16 protein-coding genes are annotated in these 18,027 nt (G+C 47.4%); 1 reads left to right on the forward strand and 15 read right to left on the reverse strand.

Going from position 1 to position 18,027, the window contains the following annotated elements:
• Positions 1–66: 66 nt before the first annotated feature.
• From thrC to HYD27_RS13635, 15 genes are all read right to left on the reverse strand, one after another.
• Positions 67–1,455, reverse strand: coding sequence for a threonine synthase (thrC, locus tag HYD27_RS13565; RefSeq protein WP_219215946.1), 1,389 nt, complete (start codon positions 1,453–1,455; stop codon positions 67–69).
• 88 nt (positions 1,456–1,543) lie between these two features.
• Complete coding sequence (locus HYD27_RS13570; RefSeq protein ID WP_219215948.1) at positions 1,544–2,050, reverse strand: CYTH domain-containing protein; 507 nt, start codon at positions 2,048–2,050, stop codon at positions 1,544–1,546.
• Positions 2,051–2,264: 214 nt separating this feature from the next.
• Complete coding sequence (locus tag HYD27_RS13575; RefSeq protein WP_219215950.1) at positions 2,265–3,125, reverse strand: helix-turn-helix domain-containing protein; 861 nt, start codon at positions 3,123–3,125, stop codon at positions 2,265–2,267.
• Positions 3,126–3,155: 30 nt separating this feature from the next.
• Positions 3,156–4,862, reverse strand: coding sequence for an alkaline phosphatase family protein (locus tag HYD27_RS13580; protein ID WP_219215952.1), 1,707 nt, complete (start codon positions 4,860–4,862; stop codon positions 3,156–3,158).
• Between the two features lie 16 nt (positions 4,863–4,878).
• The gene (locus tag HYD27_RS13585; RefSeq protein WP_219215954.1) at positions 4,879–5,931 is read right to left on the reverse strand and encodes a hypothetical protein; all 1,053 of its coding nucleotides are present in this window, start codon (positions 5,929–5,931) and stop codon (positions 4,879–4,881) included.
• A 29-nt stretch (positions 5,932–5,960) separates the two neighbouring features.
• On the reverse strand, positions 5,961–7,106 hold the full coding sequence (locus HYD27_RS13590) for a hypothetical protein (protein ID WP_219215956.1): 1,146 nt from the start codon (positions 7,104–7,106) through the stop codon (positions 5,961–5,963).
• A gap of 3 nt (positions 7,107–7,109) precedes the next feature.
• Positions 7,110–8,318 carry a hypothetical protein gene (locus HYD27_RS13595; protein ID WP_219215958.1) on the reverse strand — a complete coding sequence of 403 codons (1,209 nt, stop codon included), beginning with the start codon at positions 8,316–8,318 and terminating at the stop codon, positions 7,110–7,112.
• 19 nt (positions 8,319–8,337) lie between these two features.
• On the reverse strand, positions 8,338–10,323 hold the full coding sequence (locus HYD27_RS13600; RefSeq protein WP_219215960.1) for a PEP/pyruvate-binding domain-containing protein: 1,986 nt from the start codon (positions 10,321–10,323) through the stop codon (positions 8,338–8,340).
• Positions 10,320–10,952 (reverse strand): dCTP deaminase, encoded by a 633-nt coding sequence (locus HYD27_RS13605; RefSeq protein WP_219215962.1) that lies wholly within the window; start codon positions 10,950–10,952, stop codon positions 10,320–10,322. Before HYD27_RS13605 ends, HYD27_RS13600 begins: the two co-directional genes overlap by 4 nt.
• Entirely contained in the window at positions 10,840–11,406 is a 567-nt protein-coding gene (locus HYD27_RS13610) for a dCTP deaminase (RefSeq protein ID WP_219215964.1), read from the reverse strand. The genes HYD27_RS13605 and HYD27_RS13610 overlap by 113 nt, the downstream gene beginning before the upstream one ends.
• A gap of 17 nt (positions 11,407–11,423) precedes the next feature.
• The gene (locus tag HYD27_RS13615) at positions 11,424–11,972 is read right to left on the reverse strand and encodes a P-loop NTPase family protein (RefSeq protein ID WP_219215966.1); all 549 of its coding nucleotides are present in this window, start codon (positions 11,970–11,972) and stop codon (positions 11,424–11,426) included.
• Positions 11,972–13,192 carry a hypothetical protein gene (locus HYD27_RS13620; RefSeq protein ID WP_219215968.1) on the reverse strand — a complete coding sequence of 407 codons (1,221 nt, stop codon included), beginning with the start codon at positions 13,190–13,192 and terminating at the stop codon, positions 11,972–11,974. The genes HYD27_RS13615 and HYD27_RS13620 overlap by 1 nt, the downstream gene beginning before the upstream one ends.
• A complete protein-coding gene (locus HYD27_RS13625; protein ID WP_219215970.1) occupies positions 13,189–14,403 on the reverse strand; it encodes an ATP-grasp domain-containing protein in 1,215 nt (404 codons plus the stop codon). The genes HYD27_RS13620 and HYD27_RS13625 overlap by 4 nt, the downstream gene beginning before the upstream one ends.
• Entirely contained in the window at positions 14,390–15,649 is a 1,260-nt protein-coding gene (locus tag HYD27_RS13630) for an MFS transporter (RefSeq protein ID WP_219215972.1), read from the reverse strand. Before HYD27_RS13630 ends, HYD27_RS13625 begins: the two co-directional genes overlap by 14 nt.
• A 39-nt stretch (positions 15,650–15,688) precedes the next feature.
• Positions 15,689–17,020, reverse strand: a complete 1,332-nt coding sequence (locus HYD27_RS13635) for a cation:proton antiporter (RefSeq protein WP_219215974.1) — start codon at positions 17,018–17,020, stop codon at positions 15,689–15,691.
• Positions 17,021–17,267: 247 nt separating this feature from the next.
• On the opposite strand from HYD27_RS13635, the gene HYD27_RS13640 reads away from it, so the two are divergent.
• Positions 17,268–17,996, forward strand: coding sequence for a metallophosphoesterase family protein (locus tag HYD27_RS13640; RefSeq protein ID WP_219216055.1), 729 nt, complete (start codon positions 17,268–17,270; stop codon positions 17,994–17,996).
• Positions 17,997–18,027 lie beyond the last annotated feature (31 nt).

Below are 18,027 nucleotides of genomic sequence, written 5' to 3' on the forward strand. Positions count from 1 at the left end.
GCGGTCTGCCATGAGTTGTATGAGGGCGGCCGGCAGGGGGATGCTCCGGCAAGGCCGCTTATTGGTTTATCCGTAAAACTCCACCAGCTGCCGCACAATCTCAGCCTTGTCATGCTCCACCACAGTCATGAACTGCGGCATGGAGAACAGCGCGGAGATGGGAGCCGGGAACTCCTGCCTGATGCCGGTCAATGCAATCGCCTCATTGAACTTGGCTGGATGCGCAGTGGCGAAGGTAATATTCGTTTCCTCCGGGCTGCTGAAGGCCTCGTACGCCGCAATGCCGCAAGCCGTATGCGGGTCCAGCAGATAGCCGTATTCCCGCTCGTATTTGCCGATGGTATCGAGACATTGCTGGTTCTTGACTCCTAGCGCCGAGAAGTCCTGCTGCACCTGGGCAAAGGCTGCACCCTCCACAGTGATCTTGCCCTCCGTCTGCAGCTGCGCCATATACGCGGACAGCTTCACCGCATCCTCATCGACCAGATAATACAGATAACGCTCGAAATTGCTCGCCACCTGAATATCCATCGACGGGCTGTAGGTTCCTGTGAAGTCACCCGGCTTGTATTCCCCGGTCAGCACGAAACGTTCGAGAATGTTGTTTTCGTTGGTGGCGATGATCAGCTTGCGGATCGGCAGTCCCATCCGCTTAGCCAGATAGCCGGAGAAAATATTGCCGAAGTTGCCGGAAGGCACACTGATGCTGATTTTTTTCTCAGCGCTGCCTTCAATTTGCAGATATGCATAGAAATAATAGACCGTCTGCGCCAGAATGCGCACGAAGTTAATGGAGTTAATGGCCCGCAGATGATAGCGTCCCTTGAAGTCCAGATCGGCGAACAGCTCCTTGATTACCTTCTGGCAGTCATCGAAGTTGCCCTCAACAGACAGATTCAGCACATTGCTGTCGTCCACTGTTGTCATCTGCAGCTCCTGCACCTTGCTGACCTTGCCGTGCGGATGGAGGATGCAGATTTTGATGCCTTCCTTGCCGCGCACGCCCTGAATCGCCGCCGCTCCCGTATCGCCCGAGGTGGCGCCGAGAATGTGGATAATTTCTCCCCGCACCCTGGCAATATAGGAATACAGCTCGCCCATGAACTGCAGCGCCACATCCTTGAAGGCAAAGGTAGGGCCATGGAACAGCTCCAGCACATGCAGGGAATCATTCACTTTGTGCAGCGGCGTCACTTCCGGCGCGCGGAAATTGCCGTAGCTGGTATAGACCATTTCTTTGAGATCCTCATAGGGAATTTCATCGTTGGTATAGTAAGAGAAAATTTCAAGAAACAGCTCCTGGAAGCTCAGGCTTCTCCATTCCTCCAGCTTCTCTGGGAGGATCACCGGAATCTGAAGAGGCACCATCAGCCCGCCGTCATCCGCCAGCCCCATCAGAACCGTATCAATAAAGCCCTTAGCTTTTACATTGCCTCTTGTGCTTATATACTCCATACCTGTCTCATCCTCCTGAACCCCTCTTTAATTTATATTAACACGTTTAAGCGTTAAAGCTATACAACCGGACACTATGGGAGCGTAATTATCCTGAAGTCTTTTTCTTCTGGAGTTCTAACCAAACAACCTTGTTCCTGTACTCTTTCACATCACTGACATCTTTGCCGAACCACCCCGGCGGGCTAAAGCTGATTGCTGCATCATAGGAGTCGAACTCCACTTCCACAACAGACAGCTCAAGCTGGCTGTACACATCAATTTCGATGTTAATTCCTTGCCAGACTCCGGTAATGCGTTTTTTTACGAGTGGAACCAGATCGAAGGCTTGAATCAGTTGTTCGTATAGGCCTTGTGAAATGTTATATTCAATTTCCTCACGGCTGATGCCCTTCCCGTTTTTGTAGGTATGCGTATAATGAACCTCGCCCGTTTCGGGATTCCTGATTTTACGGACCCGTAACTCTTCGCCATCGTCTATGGCTAAATAGGTCTGTTCAATAATTTCCACATTCGCAACACTCAATGTCCCTTCCTGTATCAGTTGGGCCGGATACTCCGGGAGCAAAAATTTACGTTCAATCTCTAAGCCCATTTATAGCACTCCTTTTTTATCTGTGTTCCCCTTGTCCGCCCCTGATTGGCTGTCCGGCGAAGCATAGATGATAAGCATTAGATTTATCATAGGGGGGAACTATAATCAAGTCAATCCAAAGGATGCTAATTCCATCTGGAAGCCATGGGCGGCAACGGCAATAGGCCTCCGTATACAAGGGAGGCCTGGGCTGATGCTTCTGATATCGGAGGTATCAGGAAAGTGATTCAATTCTTGTTTTCGCCTGGTTGAACGCATAGGCTGATTCAGTGGCTTCAAAAAATAAAGTGGCATACTGGTACAACTTGAGCGCTGCACCCAAATCCCCCAGAGCTTGTCTGCAGTCCCCCTGAAGGAGCATCAGCTCGCCCAGATTAATCATGGTCTGATGCTCGCGGCATATATGTACCCCCCGTTTGCAGCAGTGTAGCGCTTCGTGCAAAGACTGCATCCCATAATAAATTCTGGCCATATGATATAGAGCTTGAACCGCTAATTTATAATTTGCAGCACCAAGCTTTTCGCTGACAACGTTTAAGGCATTCAATAGATGGGTTATGTGTGTTCCAGACCGCAGGGAGCCGTTGTACATCCGTTCCATACTGATTAATATTTCAATATCCTGTTCCTTCAGCTCGGCTTTCCGGGCAGCCCGAAACGCTTGTTCACAGAGGATAAAAGCCTGCTCTATATTCTTGGCCAGATAATAACAAACCGCCTCCTGCCAGAATAGAAACTGCTTCATTTGAGCGTCTTCAAAGCTCTGAAGACCCTTGGCTTCCGCAATTAGCTGCATGGCATCGGAGAAATTCCCGGCTGCAACGACTTCTTTTATCCTGGATTGAAAGCTTTCTATTTCTTTATAGGCGGAACTGTCCAAGTACTCGTAAAAATCGTTAAAATTCACTTCCAATTTTCTTGATATTAAATACAGCGTATTTACATACGGATTGATTAAACCATTCTCAATCTTACTGATTTCAGATTGACTGCAGATGCCTTCGGCCAGTTTTGATTGAGAAATATTAACTCTTTTCCTCAAACTTCTTATTATTAAACCTATGTTGTCAGACATCCGAATCACTCCTAACTGCTATTTGAATAATTAGCCGAATGGAAGCACTCCTTCAATTGTATCTGGAATTTCCAGTCCAAGTTGTCTGCAAATCAGGGGAAACACAGATCGATTATCTACATCCCCAAGTTTGATGCCAGCCGGAATTCCCGGACCCTTGGCATAAAAAATTCCATTGAGAGAAGGCCGATGGGGATTGGTTGCGTGACTGGCGCTTTTAAGCGTAGGGACAAGTATTTGCGCCCCGGCAGAACGTGCTGCGCTTAATTCCAATCCGTCAGCGGCTGCGACGAATAGATCCCCCATATCCGGGGTGAAGCCAGAATCGCCTTGGAATGAATCCGCTGGATGTACAGACTCAAACAACGGTCCCTGAACAGAGGGATGACGAGCAAGCTTTAACGCATCCACGGCCTTCTCCAGTATCTTATCCCGTTCAGCTTTGAACCCGATTTCCGGATTCAGCCACAAGGACCCATTATTGGCCTGATGATACACAATAAGTGTATGTTTGGGATCGATCCGCCCCTCGGCGTCAAAGTTCAACAAACGGGCTTGGGCCAGTATCTCATTAACATGAATGGTATGTGTCATCCCAGCCATCCCATGATCGGAGCTTACAATGTAACTGCATCCGTCTCCAAATTGGTTTTGAAGCGCAGCAAGCTCTCCGTCCGCCCATTCGTAAACCTGCCTTACGAACCCCCACACCTCTTCCGCTATTTCAGGCAGATAAGCTTTGCTCTGCGGATCACACCATCCCATTAGCTCATGCTCAACATCGTCAATGCACGGCTGATATAATATGTACAGCTGCGCATCCTGAACCTGATGAATTGCGCTTAATGCAGATTGGCTGAAATATTCGGCAGACCAGCGGATACTGTGAAGAAGAAGCCGCTCGGCTTCTCCTTGCCCTCCTTCAGCCAGACGCGTTCCAAACAACCCGCGGCGGTAAGCCCCGCCCAAGCCTTCGCCCACGAATGGAATCTGCACTTCCGCTGTACTTGCCGGATCGTTCATTGCATCTTTAGGGAAACCTGTCCGGGGATGCCATACCCCCGGGTGGATGAAGACAACTGCCCCGTCCGCACGCCGAAATATCTCGACATACAATTGGTCTGCTCCAATTGTAAGATATTGCTGCAATGGAGCTTCCAGTGAAGCGGGATACAGAACGAGCGGAGCACTACCGTCAGTTAAAACAGTTACGGAATCATCAGCATTCGCCTGAAGCAATAGTTCATAGGGTCCTGCGGTATAATTTACAGCCTGGCCAAACTGGTCAGGAGTAATCACACAAGCGCCGCCCCTGAAGATTCGCTTGGAGTATCCTTCAATGGCATAACGGATGCTATCAGGAAGTTGACGATTATCATCGGACAAGACCCAGGGAATATGCACCAGAACGCTATCTATCCCATGTGCTCCAGCATAATTCCAAATAGGCTCGGCAAGCAGGATATCCGGGTCAAACCCTTGCCTGCTCTCCAGCCATGACACCGGAACATGAAAACCATGAATACCGTGTCTTCGCGGCCATGAGCCCGTAAATAATGTTGCCAGGCTTGGCGGAGTCTGGCAGTTGGGTGAGGGAACCCTGGCTTCACCTTCCACCCCGCCTGAAGCCAGTTCCTCAAGCGCTTGAAGAGTGCCTTCTTGTCTGAGCCTTCGTGCTGCCCAAGCGGCCGCTCCATCCCAAATCAGCCAAACAACGGGATTGCGGGGTACTGTCATCACACACCTCCAAAAGTTAAATATGCTGCCGTAGCGTGTCCCGGGGAATACATGTCTTACCCTTCACCGAGATCCACCTAGTCTCTGCCAGAGCCTCAAGCAAATCTGTGTAATCCAACCTTTCGGAAAGACGGCTGCCTCCTGCTAACGGATGCCACTTCACAGTAAGAAATTCATGCGGATATTCAATCATGGCACGAAGAATTCCCGTTCGATCCGCTGTTCGTCCAAAATCAGTAATAGAGGTATCCTCCGCTGTTATTTCGGGAAAAATCAATGCGCCGATCTTGTCTGTTTCCGGTTCTGCCGCTCCCAGCACTACCTTACGAAACAAGGAGGGAGAGATTAGCAGCTTATCGGAATCCGGCTTAGGCTCTCCGTTCTCATCCTGCAGATCAAGCCGAAGCTCCGAAACCCATGCAGGATAATTCTTCAACGTACCGATGCCGACATGCGGATAATCTGGCCAGCCTCTAATACGCAGACCTGACTTTCCTTGGGATATCAGAACCTTGTCTCCCGAAAAGTACTGGCAGCCATTGTGATCAATTAAATTAAGCAGCGTGCTTGTCTTACCCGCGCCTTTATGACCCAGTACAAGATAGCAGGCACCATCTTTTATTGCCCCTGAAGCATGGAGCAGCATTGAGCCTGCCCTTTCCTCAATCAAAAGCGAGGTATATCTTACAAATTCATATAAATGTATATGGGATTGCTCTGAACCGTATAAAACAACTGTTTCTGAATCCTGATTAAAATGATAGCCCGTGCAGTAAGTCTCATCAATGACTACAGTTGAACCATCCCGCCATATAAATTTCCTCCCCTTCAGATTGAAGGCAGCCGCCGTGCTGTGGCGTATGACGATCTGCTCTGCCGTATGCTTCAGCCACTCGCCGGGAAGCAAGGAGTAAGGCTTGAAGTGGATTTTGAAATTCGAATCCCGGTTCTCTGTCTCCTTGAAATAAGGGTCCAGAAACTGGACAAGTGACCCGGCCAGCTCCGGGAGCGCTTCTTCATCTATCAGACTAAAGGTAACCAACCCGTTGGTGAACTTCCTCTCCCTCATGGCAACACCTCCGTATGAATCATTCATTGCTATGCCGGCGCTCCTTTGGAGGATTGATTCACATAATCCTTGAGAAAGGTTAGCTTGGAATAATAGGTGCTCTGAGGCTGCCAGCCTTTAAGAATAAAGAATTGCTCAACCAGCGCCGTCAAGCGGTGGAAATCGGCATATACCTTCTCTTCGTCCGGGATACCACGGGTTGACATGTATTCAATCTCACACTGCTGAAGCTTCGCCCAGGGTGTTGCGCCGGATTCGCCAAGAACCCTGCAGTCATCAATGTTCACCATAAAGATATTGCCGTTCGCACTCTCAACACCAATATCTGACCGGGTACGTCTCCATGGAGGAAGCGGCTCTGTACTATACCCAAAGTAATCTTCCAGAAGCATCTGAACGTCTTGATCGATCCACTGGTTCTCATAATTTTTTTCCCATCTCTCCAGCGTATCCTCGCTGTAAATTTTCTTTTTGAACATATATAATGGATCATTCCACTGGTTCTTTCTCTTGCAATAATGAATAGCGGAAATATAACCGCGATCCTCCTGAGCATCCGGCTTAAGCTCATACAAGTAATTATCAAAGCTCCAGGACTGGTATTCATCGCCAAGCTTCAACGTATACCCCGGAAATTCTCCTCGATCAAAAGCTTCAAATATTTCCTGATGTGCCCGCCAATAGGAGAGGTGACGGCCAAAATGAAATTTCTGCTCCAATTCAGTCGTTTCATTCGCCTTGATGTAGTAGCATTCATGGTTAGAGAGATAAAGATGCGATTGTTCATAGAGATTGTAAATGTGCTCTCCCAAAGACTTCATGTCCGGTACACGCTCATTTCCCGGGTTCCGTACAAGCTGAATAAAGCCTTCCTCTACCCGCAGAGTCAAATGAGTAACTCTAATCACATTCTCCTGCCGAACCAGAACCGCAAGCGGAATATGGGTCAGGAACCAATCTGGATCCATATCGGCTGAATGCTCTGATTCTTCTCCCGGCCCATCAAATACGATTCCTGATTGAAAATCAACAGAACTGTCCGTTTTCAACAGTATGCTCTCTCTCTCCTCGGGAATTATTCGTAGCGGAAAGAGTGCCAATTGCTTATCGTCAAGCTGCATCGGTTCATTGTGACGAATCTTCCATGAACCATAGACAACAAAATTCAGCTCCATCCCTTAGACCTCCTTAAGTTCAAAGTGATTAAGGTAATCACGAAGATAGCTTAGTTTTGAATAATATCCTTCTTCAAAGGAAGTTCCTTCTTCTTCCAGGAAGGCTTTGGTGAATGCGCATACTTCGGCATAATCCTCCATAACATTGCTGATTTCATTCATGACCCGGGAACGGATATACTCTACCTCACATTGGTACAATGCATGCTCAGCATCTCCGAGCGGACGGCAAAGATCCATAAAAATTCCGTATATATTTCCGGTTTCGAGGGATTCAATATTGATATCGAACCGTTTCCGCCGGTAGGGGGGAAGTTCCCGGACTGTGCCGATCTGCTCCGCATATGCCCTTGCTTCCTTCGGATGGACAGCAACATTAGCCTTAATGGTTTCAGTGCGAATCTCAGCATCCTTCTTGAAGGTCTTCTGCTTCACAGTCATAAGCCCATTGGCCTGGGGAACAAAAGAAATATATCCAATCTGCTCCTCCGGCTCCAAAATTTCAAACATGTAGTTTTCATAATCCCAGACTTGAAATTCATCATTAAATTCTAAAATGTATCCTGGAAGGCCGCCCGCTGCAACAGACGCATAAAGCTTCTGTATCAGCAGCCAGGTGTCCACCGGTCGTTCAAACGTATACTTTCTTTCAATCTCCACATCCCTGCGCCACTTTGTATAATAGCAATTGTTATTATAGTTCGGACGTGCAATAACCCATTTATCCCATGAGGCTCTGATCAGTTCTTCAACAGAAGATGCGCTGCATAATTCTTCTCCTGCTGACCAGTGATAAGCCGAGAAGAGGTTTCCCCTCTTGCCTGCAGCCAGGTGATGGTAAACTATTCTCTCGCCGGGTTTCTGTGTCACTACCAGGAATGGATAGAGCTTATCCGCCTCTTCCAGGGAACGTCCCAGACTATCCGCAAGCCAGCGATAGGATCGGTCTCGGAGAATCCGGTCCTCCTCGGTAAAGAAGTTGAGTGTGAACCCGCCTGCTGCCGCTCTTCCTGCCGATCTCCATTCCCCTGCTGCACTTCTAAGAAACACCTCTTCTGCTCTGAAGTCTTCGGATGAAAACAGCAACGAGCTTCTTCCTATTCTTGTCTTCTCTTGAAAGCTCCCGCTTATAATTACCTCTGTAGCCAGATGCTTGTCGGCATCCGGAGCAAAATGCTGCTCAGGTAAACTCAGGGCCAGATACGTCTTCATTAAGAACTCACTCCTGCTCCTATAGATTTCTTAAGATCCCTTCCTCCTGCGGCAGATGGATCAATCCATCCGCAATGAATACTTCTGCACCCTCTTCTGCGCTGAACTCACTATTAATGGCGGAAGGAATGCGGCTCTCTCTTAACAAGATAGCCAAGTGGCATAATAGAGAACCTTCTGAAAAAATAAAGCCGCTCACGTGCTCAAAAAGTGTCGAAAGAATGGCGTAAGGACGTTGTGCATATATTATGGGCTTCCTGGGAAGCGAGCTAATCTTGTGTATCAGGGCTTGCAAGCCTGCATGCTCCAGTACATCGGCAGTCTTATCCACACTTACCGCAGGGCCAATGCTCAATCGGTATAGCATTTGATCATCAACCAGCGGATAGAGAGGACCCTCGGCCGTCCCGGCAGATATCACAGTACTCCCTGAATAATCGTTGTAAATGACCTCATCCATTTCCCTCGAGTAGTCAATAAAGTATGGGAGCCCCTTCTCCAGCACCCATTCCAGCTGCGTTCCCGGAAGCTGGTCATTTACGAGCTTCGTGAATCTTAAAATGATTGGCAGAGTAGTATAGAACTGCCGCACCTCATCCGCATCGCCGCTGTAAATAAGGTCATTAATACCGTTCACTGCGTCAAGGCTGCCGACAACAATCCGTTCGCAGCCGGCTATGCCACGGTTGATGTTCATAAGCCCGTCTTTTGAATATTCAATCAGGACACCCTCACTCTGCTCGCCTATCCTACGGGAGATAAACCCAAATTCTCCCTGAATGAAATCTCTAATGATAATGGTGTGTGTGTGATAGCTGCCCTGGGTCAGGGCAAACGTATCCTTCAGGTATTCATATACCTGCTCCTTCTCCAATACTACCTGACGAATGTTGGAGCTGATATCAAGCACAACCTGGCCAATCGGTGTCTTCCCGAGAAGGTCCTTCAGAATTCCAGTATTCTTCAACAAGCCTGCGCCATTAAAATACATTACATAAGCTCCCGCAACCTGAACTCCGTGGGAAATCGCCAGCCGATAAGATGAGGCTCTTTTGGTTACGTAAGAGGTATACACCTCTCTGCAGTCTCCAAGTTCCATTCCCAACGGCAGTGGACCATTGCCGTACAAATCGGCGACCATACACAGCGGCTGTGATTGTTCACTGTTATCCATCTTGGCAGTAATAGGTCTGACCTGTAAAATATACAGCGTATTGCTTGCCCATGCCCATTCAATATCAACCGGGTAGTTCAAATAGCCGGCCAGCCTTCCGGCACTCTCCTTCACATCCTGTAAAATTGCAGCCATCTGATTGGAGCCGGCAGTAACCTCACCTTCCGAATATATCCAAGGCGTTACAGTTCCTGATACCATCTGATCTCCAAGGCCTTTCACATACTCAATCACAACCCGTTCATTAGAAGGCTGTGTGAACGCGACTCCTGAGTACTCAGAAGGGACCATTTCCTGAATAATTAGCGCCATATCGGGCTTTGCGGAGAATTGATTTGCCCTGATTCGGGCAGCTACTGCTGCATAGCTGTAATAGGAAGACCAGCATGCTGCAATAGCTTGTATAATTCCGGACAATCCTTCCACATTGAGCAGCGTCTCATACACCCCTGCGAAGCTGAATTGGCCTGAATCCTCTGTAGCTCCTGATGATCTGACTGCAAACTTTCGGCCCTCCAAAGATCCGAAATGTTGGACCAGGACGCTGTTCAGTTCTGTTTCAATAGACGGGGCAAGAGCCAGTCCTACTATACGCTCCTTCAGCTGCGGGTAGGTGGATAATAAAAAACAACCTACGGTTGCTTTCAGCTCTTCAAAGAAAACCTCCAGGAAATCGGTCAGCTCTTCGCTGATGGAATCCTGAAATGCTGCCTGGGTGATGCAGATCGCCTCCGGAACCTGTACTAATCCGCTGATTCGCCCAAGATTCGCAAACTTATGCCCGGTCTGGACCGGCTCCAGGGACGGATTCAGACTACAGATATAACTCATTTCAGGATCACCTCTTCCACAGCTTTGGTTTCATAATCTCTATAGATTAGCGTTGATTGCGGACCTTTGGAGCCTTGATATTTCCCTTCGTACAAAGAGATTTCTCCTTTTGTTCTCCACCACATCATCTGCCCGATCTTCATTCCGGGATAGACTCGAAGGGGATGAATGGCATACAGCTGCAATGTCCATTGTCCAATGAAACCAATATCTCCAAGATTGGCTGAAAGATTAATGAAAAGGCCGAGTCTGGCAATGGATGAGCGGGCTGCAAAGGTTGGAACAAAATGGGTCCCCCCCAATATTTCCATGGTATTCCCCAGATAAAGCCTTCCCGGCTCCAGTACATAGCCTTCCTCAGGAATTTCAAACTCCCGGATTTTGTTGGGTACTTTAGGATCAAGCGGGAACTGGTCATATACCCGGAACGTTTTATCCAGCCGAAAATTATAGCTATTGGGATTGCATTGTTCCGGATAGAGGGGATCAATTACTATTTTCCCTTTTCTACACTCTTCAATAATCTGTGGACCCGTTAAAATCATCCACCCCACCCCCTCGCACTCCTCTTTCTTCCATTTCCAACCTGGATGATACAACTTCCTCCGACCCGGTATATTTACCGTCATAAATCATTCTGCTTCCCTGAGTACTCCAGAAAGCAATTTTCCCAATAAGCATCCCCGCATACACCATCGTAGGATGGCTCACTCTTATTTCAAGCGTCCATGGGATAATAGCCCCTGTATGCCCAAGAGGAGCACTGAACTGAATCCACATGCCCATAGTACTTGTTGAATGATTGGCATACAAAGTAGCGGCGTAGTAATTGCTGCCCATCTTTTCCATTGTGCTGCCCAAGTAGAATACTCTCGGCAACAGACATAATCCTTCCTCAGGGATTTCAAGCCTTCGCTCTTCAGGCTTGCGCGCAGGATCAAGCACTGTGTCTTCATAGCATATAATGGTGGGAGCTAGATGAAATCCATAGGAGTTTGGCTCAATAAACTTTTCATTATATGGTTTAATTTCAATTCTGCCCTTGAGGACTTCACTGCCAATCTCCGTTCCTGTAAGGATCATCCGTTCCACACTCCTGCTTAATTGATAACCTCCATTAATGCGAGAATCTTGGCTTGCAGATCCTCAAAATGCATTGAATCATTCATAATGACATAATTAGGTTTAATCAAATCTATATCCTGAGTAGCTTTGGAGTAAAGGATCGTTCGTTTATCCGCTCTGGATGCCAGATGCCGGACCCGCAATTCTTCCGGGCATATTACTCTGATAAATATAAAATTCTCTTTTAACAGCGCAGGATAATCAACATACGGATCTCTTAAGTCGTCATTCAAGACAACATCCGATTTTGCCTCTTTTAACCGGCGGCAGAAATCATCGGCAAGACATGTCTTAGAAATTCTTCGAAGCTGAACGGCAATGTCCTCCAGCAGATGCTGGTCTTGATCATCATAGAGAATATCCAAGCCTGCGGTGCGGTAGAACGTCAGCTGTAAATCATAAAGGGGCTTTGCAAGCTTAATGGTTTCTACTGTTTTGCCCTGCAGCTTGTAATAGTCTTGTATCAATGCCGCTGACGTAGACTTGCCTGATCCTGTCAGACCATACACAACTATTTTTTTCATTATAGGATTTCCCCTCTTGGAACCTGTTCGTAATGATAAGCAAGCTTGATTTTGCTGAGGATTTCTTCGGCTTGCAGTTCATCACCGGATTGAAAAAATACTTTACCGGCATATAAAACAGAAGTCTGGCGCTCATTGATCATTTGGCCCGGGGCCGCAGCCAGCTGCACCTCCCTCACACCCGGAATTCCCGCAAGCTCTTCCTCCGAGCTAAGGTTCAATATCAGCCCATTGGATACGGGAAGTCCCAACCAGCCGCTGATGCCTGAGCAATAATGTCTGTTCAGCTCAGGCATTTCCCCCAATGAGGTCTGTATAAAAGCTCTCCAGATTGACACACCGGTGTGCTTCTCTACATTCATGGGAATTCCCCCGCCGGCAGGTCTGCAGGTAATTTCGCCTATGATATATCCTTTCTCGGTGGCATAGACCTCCAGATGGGTAACTCCTTGCTCCAGACCCAGTGCTTGTACAGCCTGCATATGAAGCGTCTCAATATCCATCGCAGCTTGTGACAATTGAGGAAGAATATAAGAACCGATAAACTGTCCAAGACTGGGCAATACAGGAGCTACATATTTGGACACAGCAGCAAACTGTACCTTTCCACCATAAATTACTCCGTCGCAATGGTATTCCGCATGCACCGACAGATAACTTTCTGCGATCAACGGAACATTGGATTTGCTCAAATCCATCAGGTCTCCAGCAGCCAGCTTATGCAAGAAATCCCTCTCGGATTTAATTACTGTCGTGTTATAGGAGCCGGACCCGATAGCCGGTTTGATAATCAATGGCCATCCCAGTTCGCCTGAACAACCGGAAAGCTCCTCTACACAATCCACTCTCCGGTAATCCGCTGTCGGAAGGCCCTTCTCCCTCAGTCTCTGCTTCATCGTAAGCTTGTTGGCAAACCCTGTGCTCTGATCATAAGAAAGGCCGGGCAGAGCCAGGTTGGAACGGATAAAGCCGCCTGGAAGCAACGCTCTCTCAAAAGGACAGACGACCGCATCAATGGGTTGTATGCGCGCTGCGGCCAGCGCCGCCTCCGCCGCTTCCTGAACGTTAGCAATGTCGCTAACCTCCAGCACCCTTGCGGCCCAAGTATATAAATGCGCATACTTGGGTTTTGTAATCACCGATACCTGAAGATCAGTCCTGGCTGCAAGAATCTCTATCGGCTCCGGCTTATCGGAATTGAGCAGCACAATATGTTTCACTTCATCGGCTCACCCGCCTTCAGCTCGGTAATTATCTGCACCGACCTCTCCACTTCACGGCTCAACCTTACGGCTTCGGCAGCATCCTCCGCTACTGTGACCACATACCCTACCCGGTCAAGAGAATGCTTAATGACCGGTACAGCATCCCCGGCCTTGACAGTGACGGCCACTTCGTCGACATATTCCAGCTGCCTTGCCTCCTCCAGTCCGAGTATGTCTGTGACAACTCCTGCATCCGGTGTAAAAAAACGGATGGCTGCAGCCCTAGAGGGCTTATCGGGGATTACCGAAGGATCTACCGGATCGAAGGGCTGGCTGCAGGCCAGTTCAACCATATCCAGGCCATACGCCAATTCAACCAAATCGTGAATTTTGTCCCCTCCAACTCGGTTGTGGGATTCAATTATTCTTGGCCCTTTTTGTGTAAGGCGAAGCTCTGTATGAGTCGGGCCCTCTTGAATGCCTACCGCCGTCAGGAAACGCTCCACCAATGCTTCCACCTCATCCCGGCTCGTACATTCTATCTGTGAAGGAACCGAATGTCCTATCTCCACAAAGTTCGAGAGAGTCCATTTATCAGTCATTCCCGCGATAACATGCCTGCCGTTGAAACTGAAGGCCTCCACACTGATCTCCGGGCCATCCAGAAACTCTTCCATAATAAATGCCTCAAGGCCAAGCTGCCTGATCAAGCTCCAGCTATCATCCAGTTTTGTTAATGAATCAATCTTGAAAATGCCATAGCTGCCGGAACCATCTCTAGGCTTGACAATGATCGGCCAGCCTACCTTGGCGCCAAACTCGGAAATATCTTCCTTGGACACACCTGCTGACGATTCCACCGGGCTAATCCCCTCCCTCTTGAGGAATTCCCGCATGGCTACCTTGTCCCTGAGTAGCTTAACCGATGCAACGGAATTGCCCGGAAGACCCAGGCTGTCATTAATCGCAGCTGCCGGAAGCAGCCCCGTCTCAGTCATAGACAAGACATATTGAAACGGATAAGCCTCATAGATTCCCTTGGCCAAAGGAATTAGAGCATCAATATCTTCATAATCTACCAAAAAGGTTTTAGAGGCGTATTCAAAAAAATCTGTTTTGAACTGCTCGTTTTTTTGGATTGAGAGCACTTCAACATTTGCTTTTACAGCCGAACGGAGCAGCTTCTTGCTCCCTCCGATAATTAAAATTCGTCTAACCGGACACATTATTCTGAACCCCCTTTGGTTTGGAGTAAAGTACGCGAAAGGCGGTGATAGCGGCAATGGCAACTACAACGCCTTGAACTACATATATTAACCGGAAAGAATAATGCTGCATTAGAAATGCCATCCCTAAATAGATCCCTAAAGAAAGAATAGAGAATAGCGTGTTGAAGGTAGAATGTACCCGCCCCTGATAGGAAAGCTCCGTCTCTTCCTGGGCGCGTGTCAGATACAGCACGCCAACCTGGAAGAACATTCCCAGAATGAAATAAATGAACATTCCCATGCCCAGATTCACGCTGAATCCAAAGAGCATGATTGCTAATGCTGTGCCGGACATTCCGAGAACCATTACAAAATTTGTTCCTTTGGCCTGAGTGATCTGCGGCAGAATTAAATTCCCTGCCACGGCCCCAATGGCGAAGCAGGCATCTATATACCCGAAGCCAATCGAGCCTACCTCCAGAACATCTTTAGCGAACGGGGCAAGCAGCACATTAATGGTATAGAGCGACATCCGTATAAAGAAGATCATCGCATAGAAGATCACCAGACGATGGCGACCTTGAATGTACGCCAGCCCCGCTCTAATCTCGGACCAGTAGGTTTTTACTCCCGCTTTAATCGTACTGCCTGCCTTCGACGGAATAACAAGGCCCTTCCGGATTCGAACGATAAAGATTCCCGAAATAAGAAAGCTTCCCGCATTAATCAGCATTACGGTAACAGAGGAAGAAAGACTTATTATAACCCCGCCCAATGCTGCGCCTACCAAAGCCCCTGCCTGCATCGCTATCGTATTGGTGGAATTGGCGTACAGCAGCGCTTTGGGTGGCAGCACTTCACGGATCAGCGACATAGCAGCGGGTGTGTACACCTCATCCCCCAGCGATACAAGGAATGAAGCCGTATATAAATGCCATGGCTCCAGCAGTCCCTGCCACCAAAGAACAGGTATGCCCACTAGAACCGCTGCCCGGAAAACATCCATCAGCACCGCAATCCATTTTCGGTCAAACCGGTCAATATATACTCCTATCAGCGGAGATAACAAAATCCCCGGGAGCGATGTCGCTATGAGAACATATGCAACCGCACCGCTATTGCCGGTCAGCTCCATAGCTAGCCAACTGGTGGCAATGAATTGCATGCCTGTGCCCAGCATTGAAATGGTATGTCCTATGAAATAGAGCAGATATGGACGAAACCTAAAAATAGACCACCTGCCTAAGCTTGCTTTATCATTCAAAAAAGAACCCCCTCCGCATGCTTGCATTCCCCCTGACTCTTACTTGTTTTCCAGTGGAACCGTCTGGTAGTATATTTGTTCCTTCCCCTCCGATATCGTGATTGTTTCATCGCCGGGCATCAATTTCCAGCCATTCTTCAAAACATATTTCAGCCATGATCCGGCAAACCAGGAGGTCACCAGAGCTAAAATTATCAGGATACAGAAAAATTCTTCATTAATAATGCCTTGCGAATAGGTTACAGTGGCCAAGACAATGCACGGGCCTCCTCTTGCATTCATGCTTACGGCAAAATTCATGCTGGTAAGCCGGTCACAATGAATAAGCCTGCAGGTTGCATAAACCACAATCCCTTGAACCAGTAAGGTAAATACCAGGTAGATCAAGAAGAACAAAATATCGAAATCCTTCACCAGGTTTAGACCCAAACCCACTATGGAAAAATACAGCGGAATGAAAAAAGAAAAGGATATTCCTTTTATACTGCTTTCAATTTTCTCGCATAATTCCTCCGGAAAGGCCATTTTGATCGCAATTCCGGAGAGCAGAGCTCCAAACATCATATCAACGCCCAAATATCCGGAAGCCGCCGATAGTATTAGAAGAATCAGGATGAAATATCCAAGAAACGATGATCTGTATAGGAAATTAGCTTTTTTCATGGTTATGGCTCTCAGCAAAAAAGGAATAACCAGAAGACATAGCAGCATGAACCCCACAGTCACACCCAGGCTATTAAATAGAGAGGCTGAACTGTCTGTCTGCTCTGAGGAAACCATCCCCGAAGCAATAGCCAGGGCAATCCACAAGATCACATCATGAATTCCGGCTACAAAAATAACGATTTTGGCAAACCGGGAATGAGCGATGCCCAAATCCAGGAAAATTTTTGAAATAACCGGTATGGAAGTAACTGCAATCGAAATAGAAATAACAATTTGCAGCGCAATGGGATTATTAGATGAGCCCAGGAATTGATTTATGTTAAACATGGAGGAGAATAACCAACCTGCTAGAAATGGGAGAGTTGTGGAAGCGATGATGAGGCTTAGCGCAATCTTGCCATCTTCCCTCTTTAATCGGGTATGAAATTTCAGACCGGTATGAAACATAAGGAGGATTAGTCCCAACTGGTATATGAGTCCAAAAAGCTGGCCTTCGCTTTCAAACCCCAGAAAGAGAGATGTATAAAAATCCGGAAAAATCTGTCCTATAAACGTTGGCCCTAATATTAATCCTCCGGCCACTTCACCAATTACCCTTGGAATAAAGAGACGCTCTGCGATGAATCCCAAGGTATTGGCACATAATAAAAGCAGTATAAGGGCTGAAAAAAATCGGGTTATTTCTGAAGAATCGATATGGAACATTATCATCCTCTCTTTCTCAAGAAAACTCCAGTAGCAGAAAAAGGAAAAATATTAAATTAACTAGGTTATTATGTAAAATAATATTATCTGATCCATTGGATGAAATCAATTGCTTTTAGAAAATATTCATATATTCATATTTCTAGTTTATATGCAATTTTTATGTATAATTATGTTGTATATTCTATATATGTTTTCTTCACTGGATTTCCAAAAAAATGGAGGGAATGATTATATCTTGGATAAAATGATCCGGATCGCCGTTATTTCTGATGTGCATGGCAACCGATTGGCTCTGGAGGCCGTTTTAGAGGATATCAGGCATCGGAGGGTTGATCAAATTGTTAACTTAGGCGATGTTCTGTATGGTCCGCTCGACCCGCTGGGAACCGCAGCACTGTTAATTGATCAAAAGATCATAACTATTATGGGGAACTGTGATGAAATTCTGCAGGAGGAGCACTCTGATGAGGATACCTTTAAATTTGTAAAGCCGCTTTTAACCGGTGAGATAATGGAATGGATCAGCGGTTTCCTCCCAACCTGGTCTTATGAAAATCTACTTTTTTGCCATGGGACTCCCGGTTCTAACCATACATATCTTCTCGAAGAAATCACCCCGCACAACAAGCGGCTCAAGAGTCCGGCCAGTCTGCAGGAAGAGCTGTCCGCATATCAAGAGCACATTGTTATTTGCGGCCACAGCCATATGGAGAGAACCGTAATCCTTCCTGACGGGAAAATCATTGTAAATGCAGGAAGCGTGGGGCTTCCTGCATATGACGATCCCTTCCCTTTCCCCCATCAGATGGAATCAGGCACTCCTCATGCGAAATACGCACTTCTCAGCCACTCCGAGGGGGGATGGAACATAGAGCATATCAAAGTATCTTATGATTGGTTCACAACTGCCGCTCTGGCCAGATCAAACGGACGTGAAGATTACGCCGTTGCCATCGAAAGCGGAAAAATGTAATGCACCCGGACAAATGCCGGCACAGCAACCA

Source organism: Paenibacillus sp. S150 (genome assembly GCF_019352175.1).
In the GTDB taxonomy this organism is placed as follows: Bacteria; Bacillota; Bacilli; order Paenibacillales; family Paenibacillaceae; genus Paenibacillus_AQ.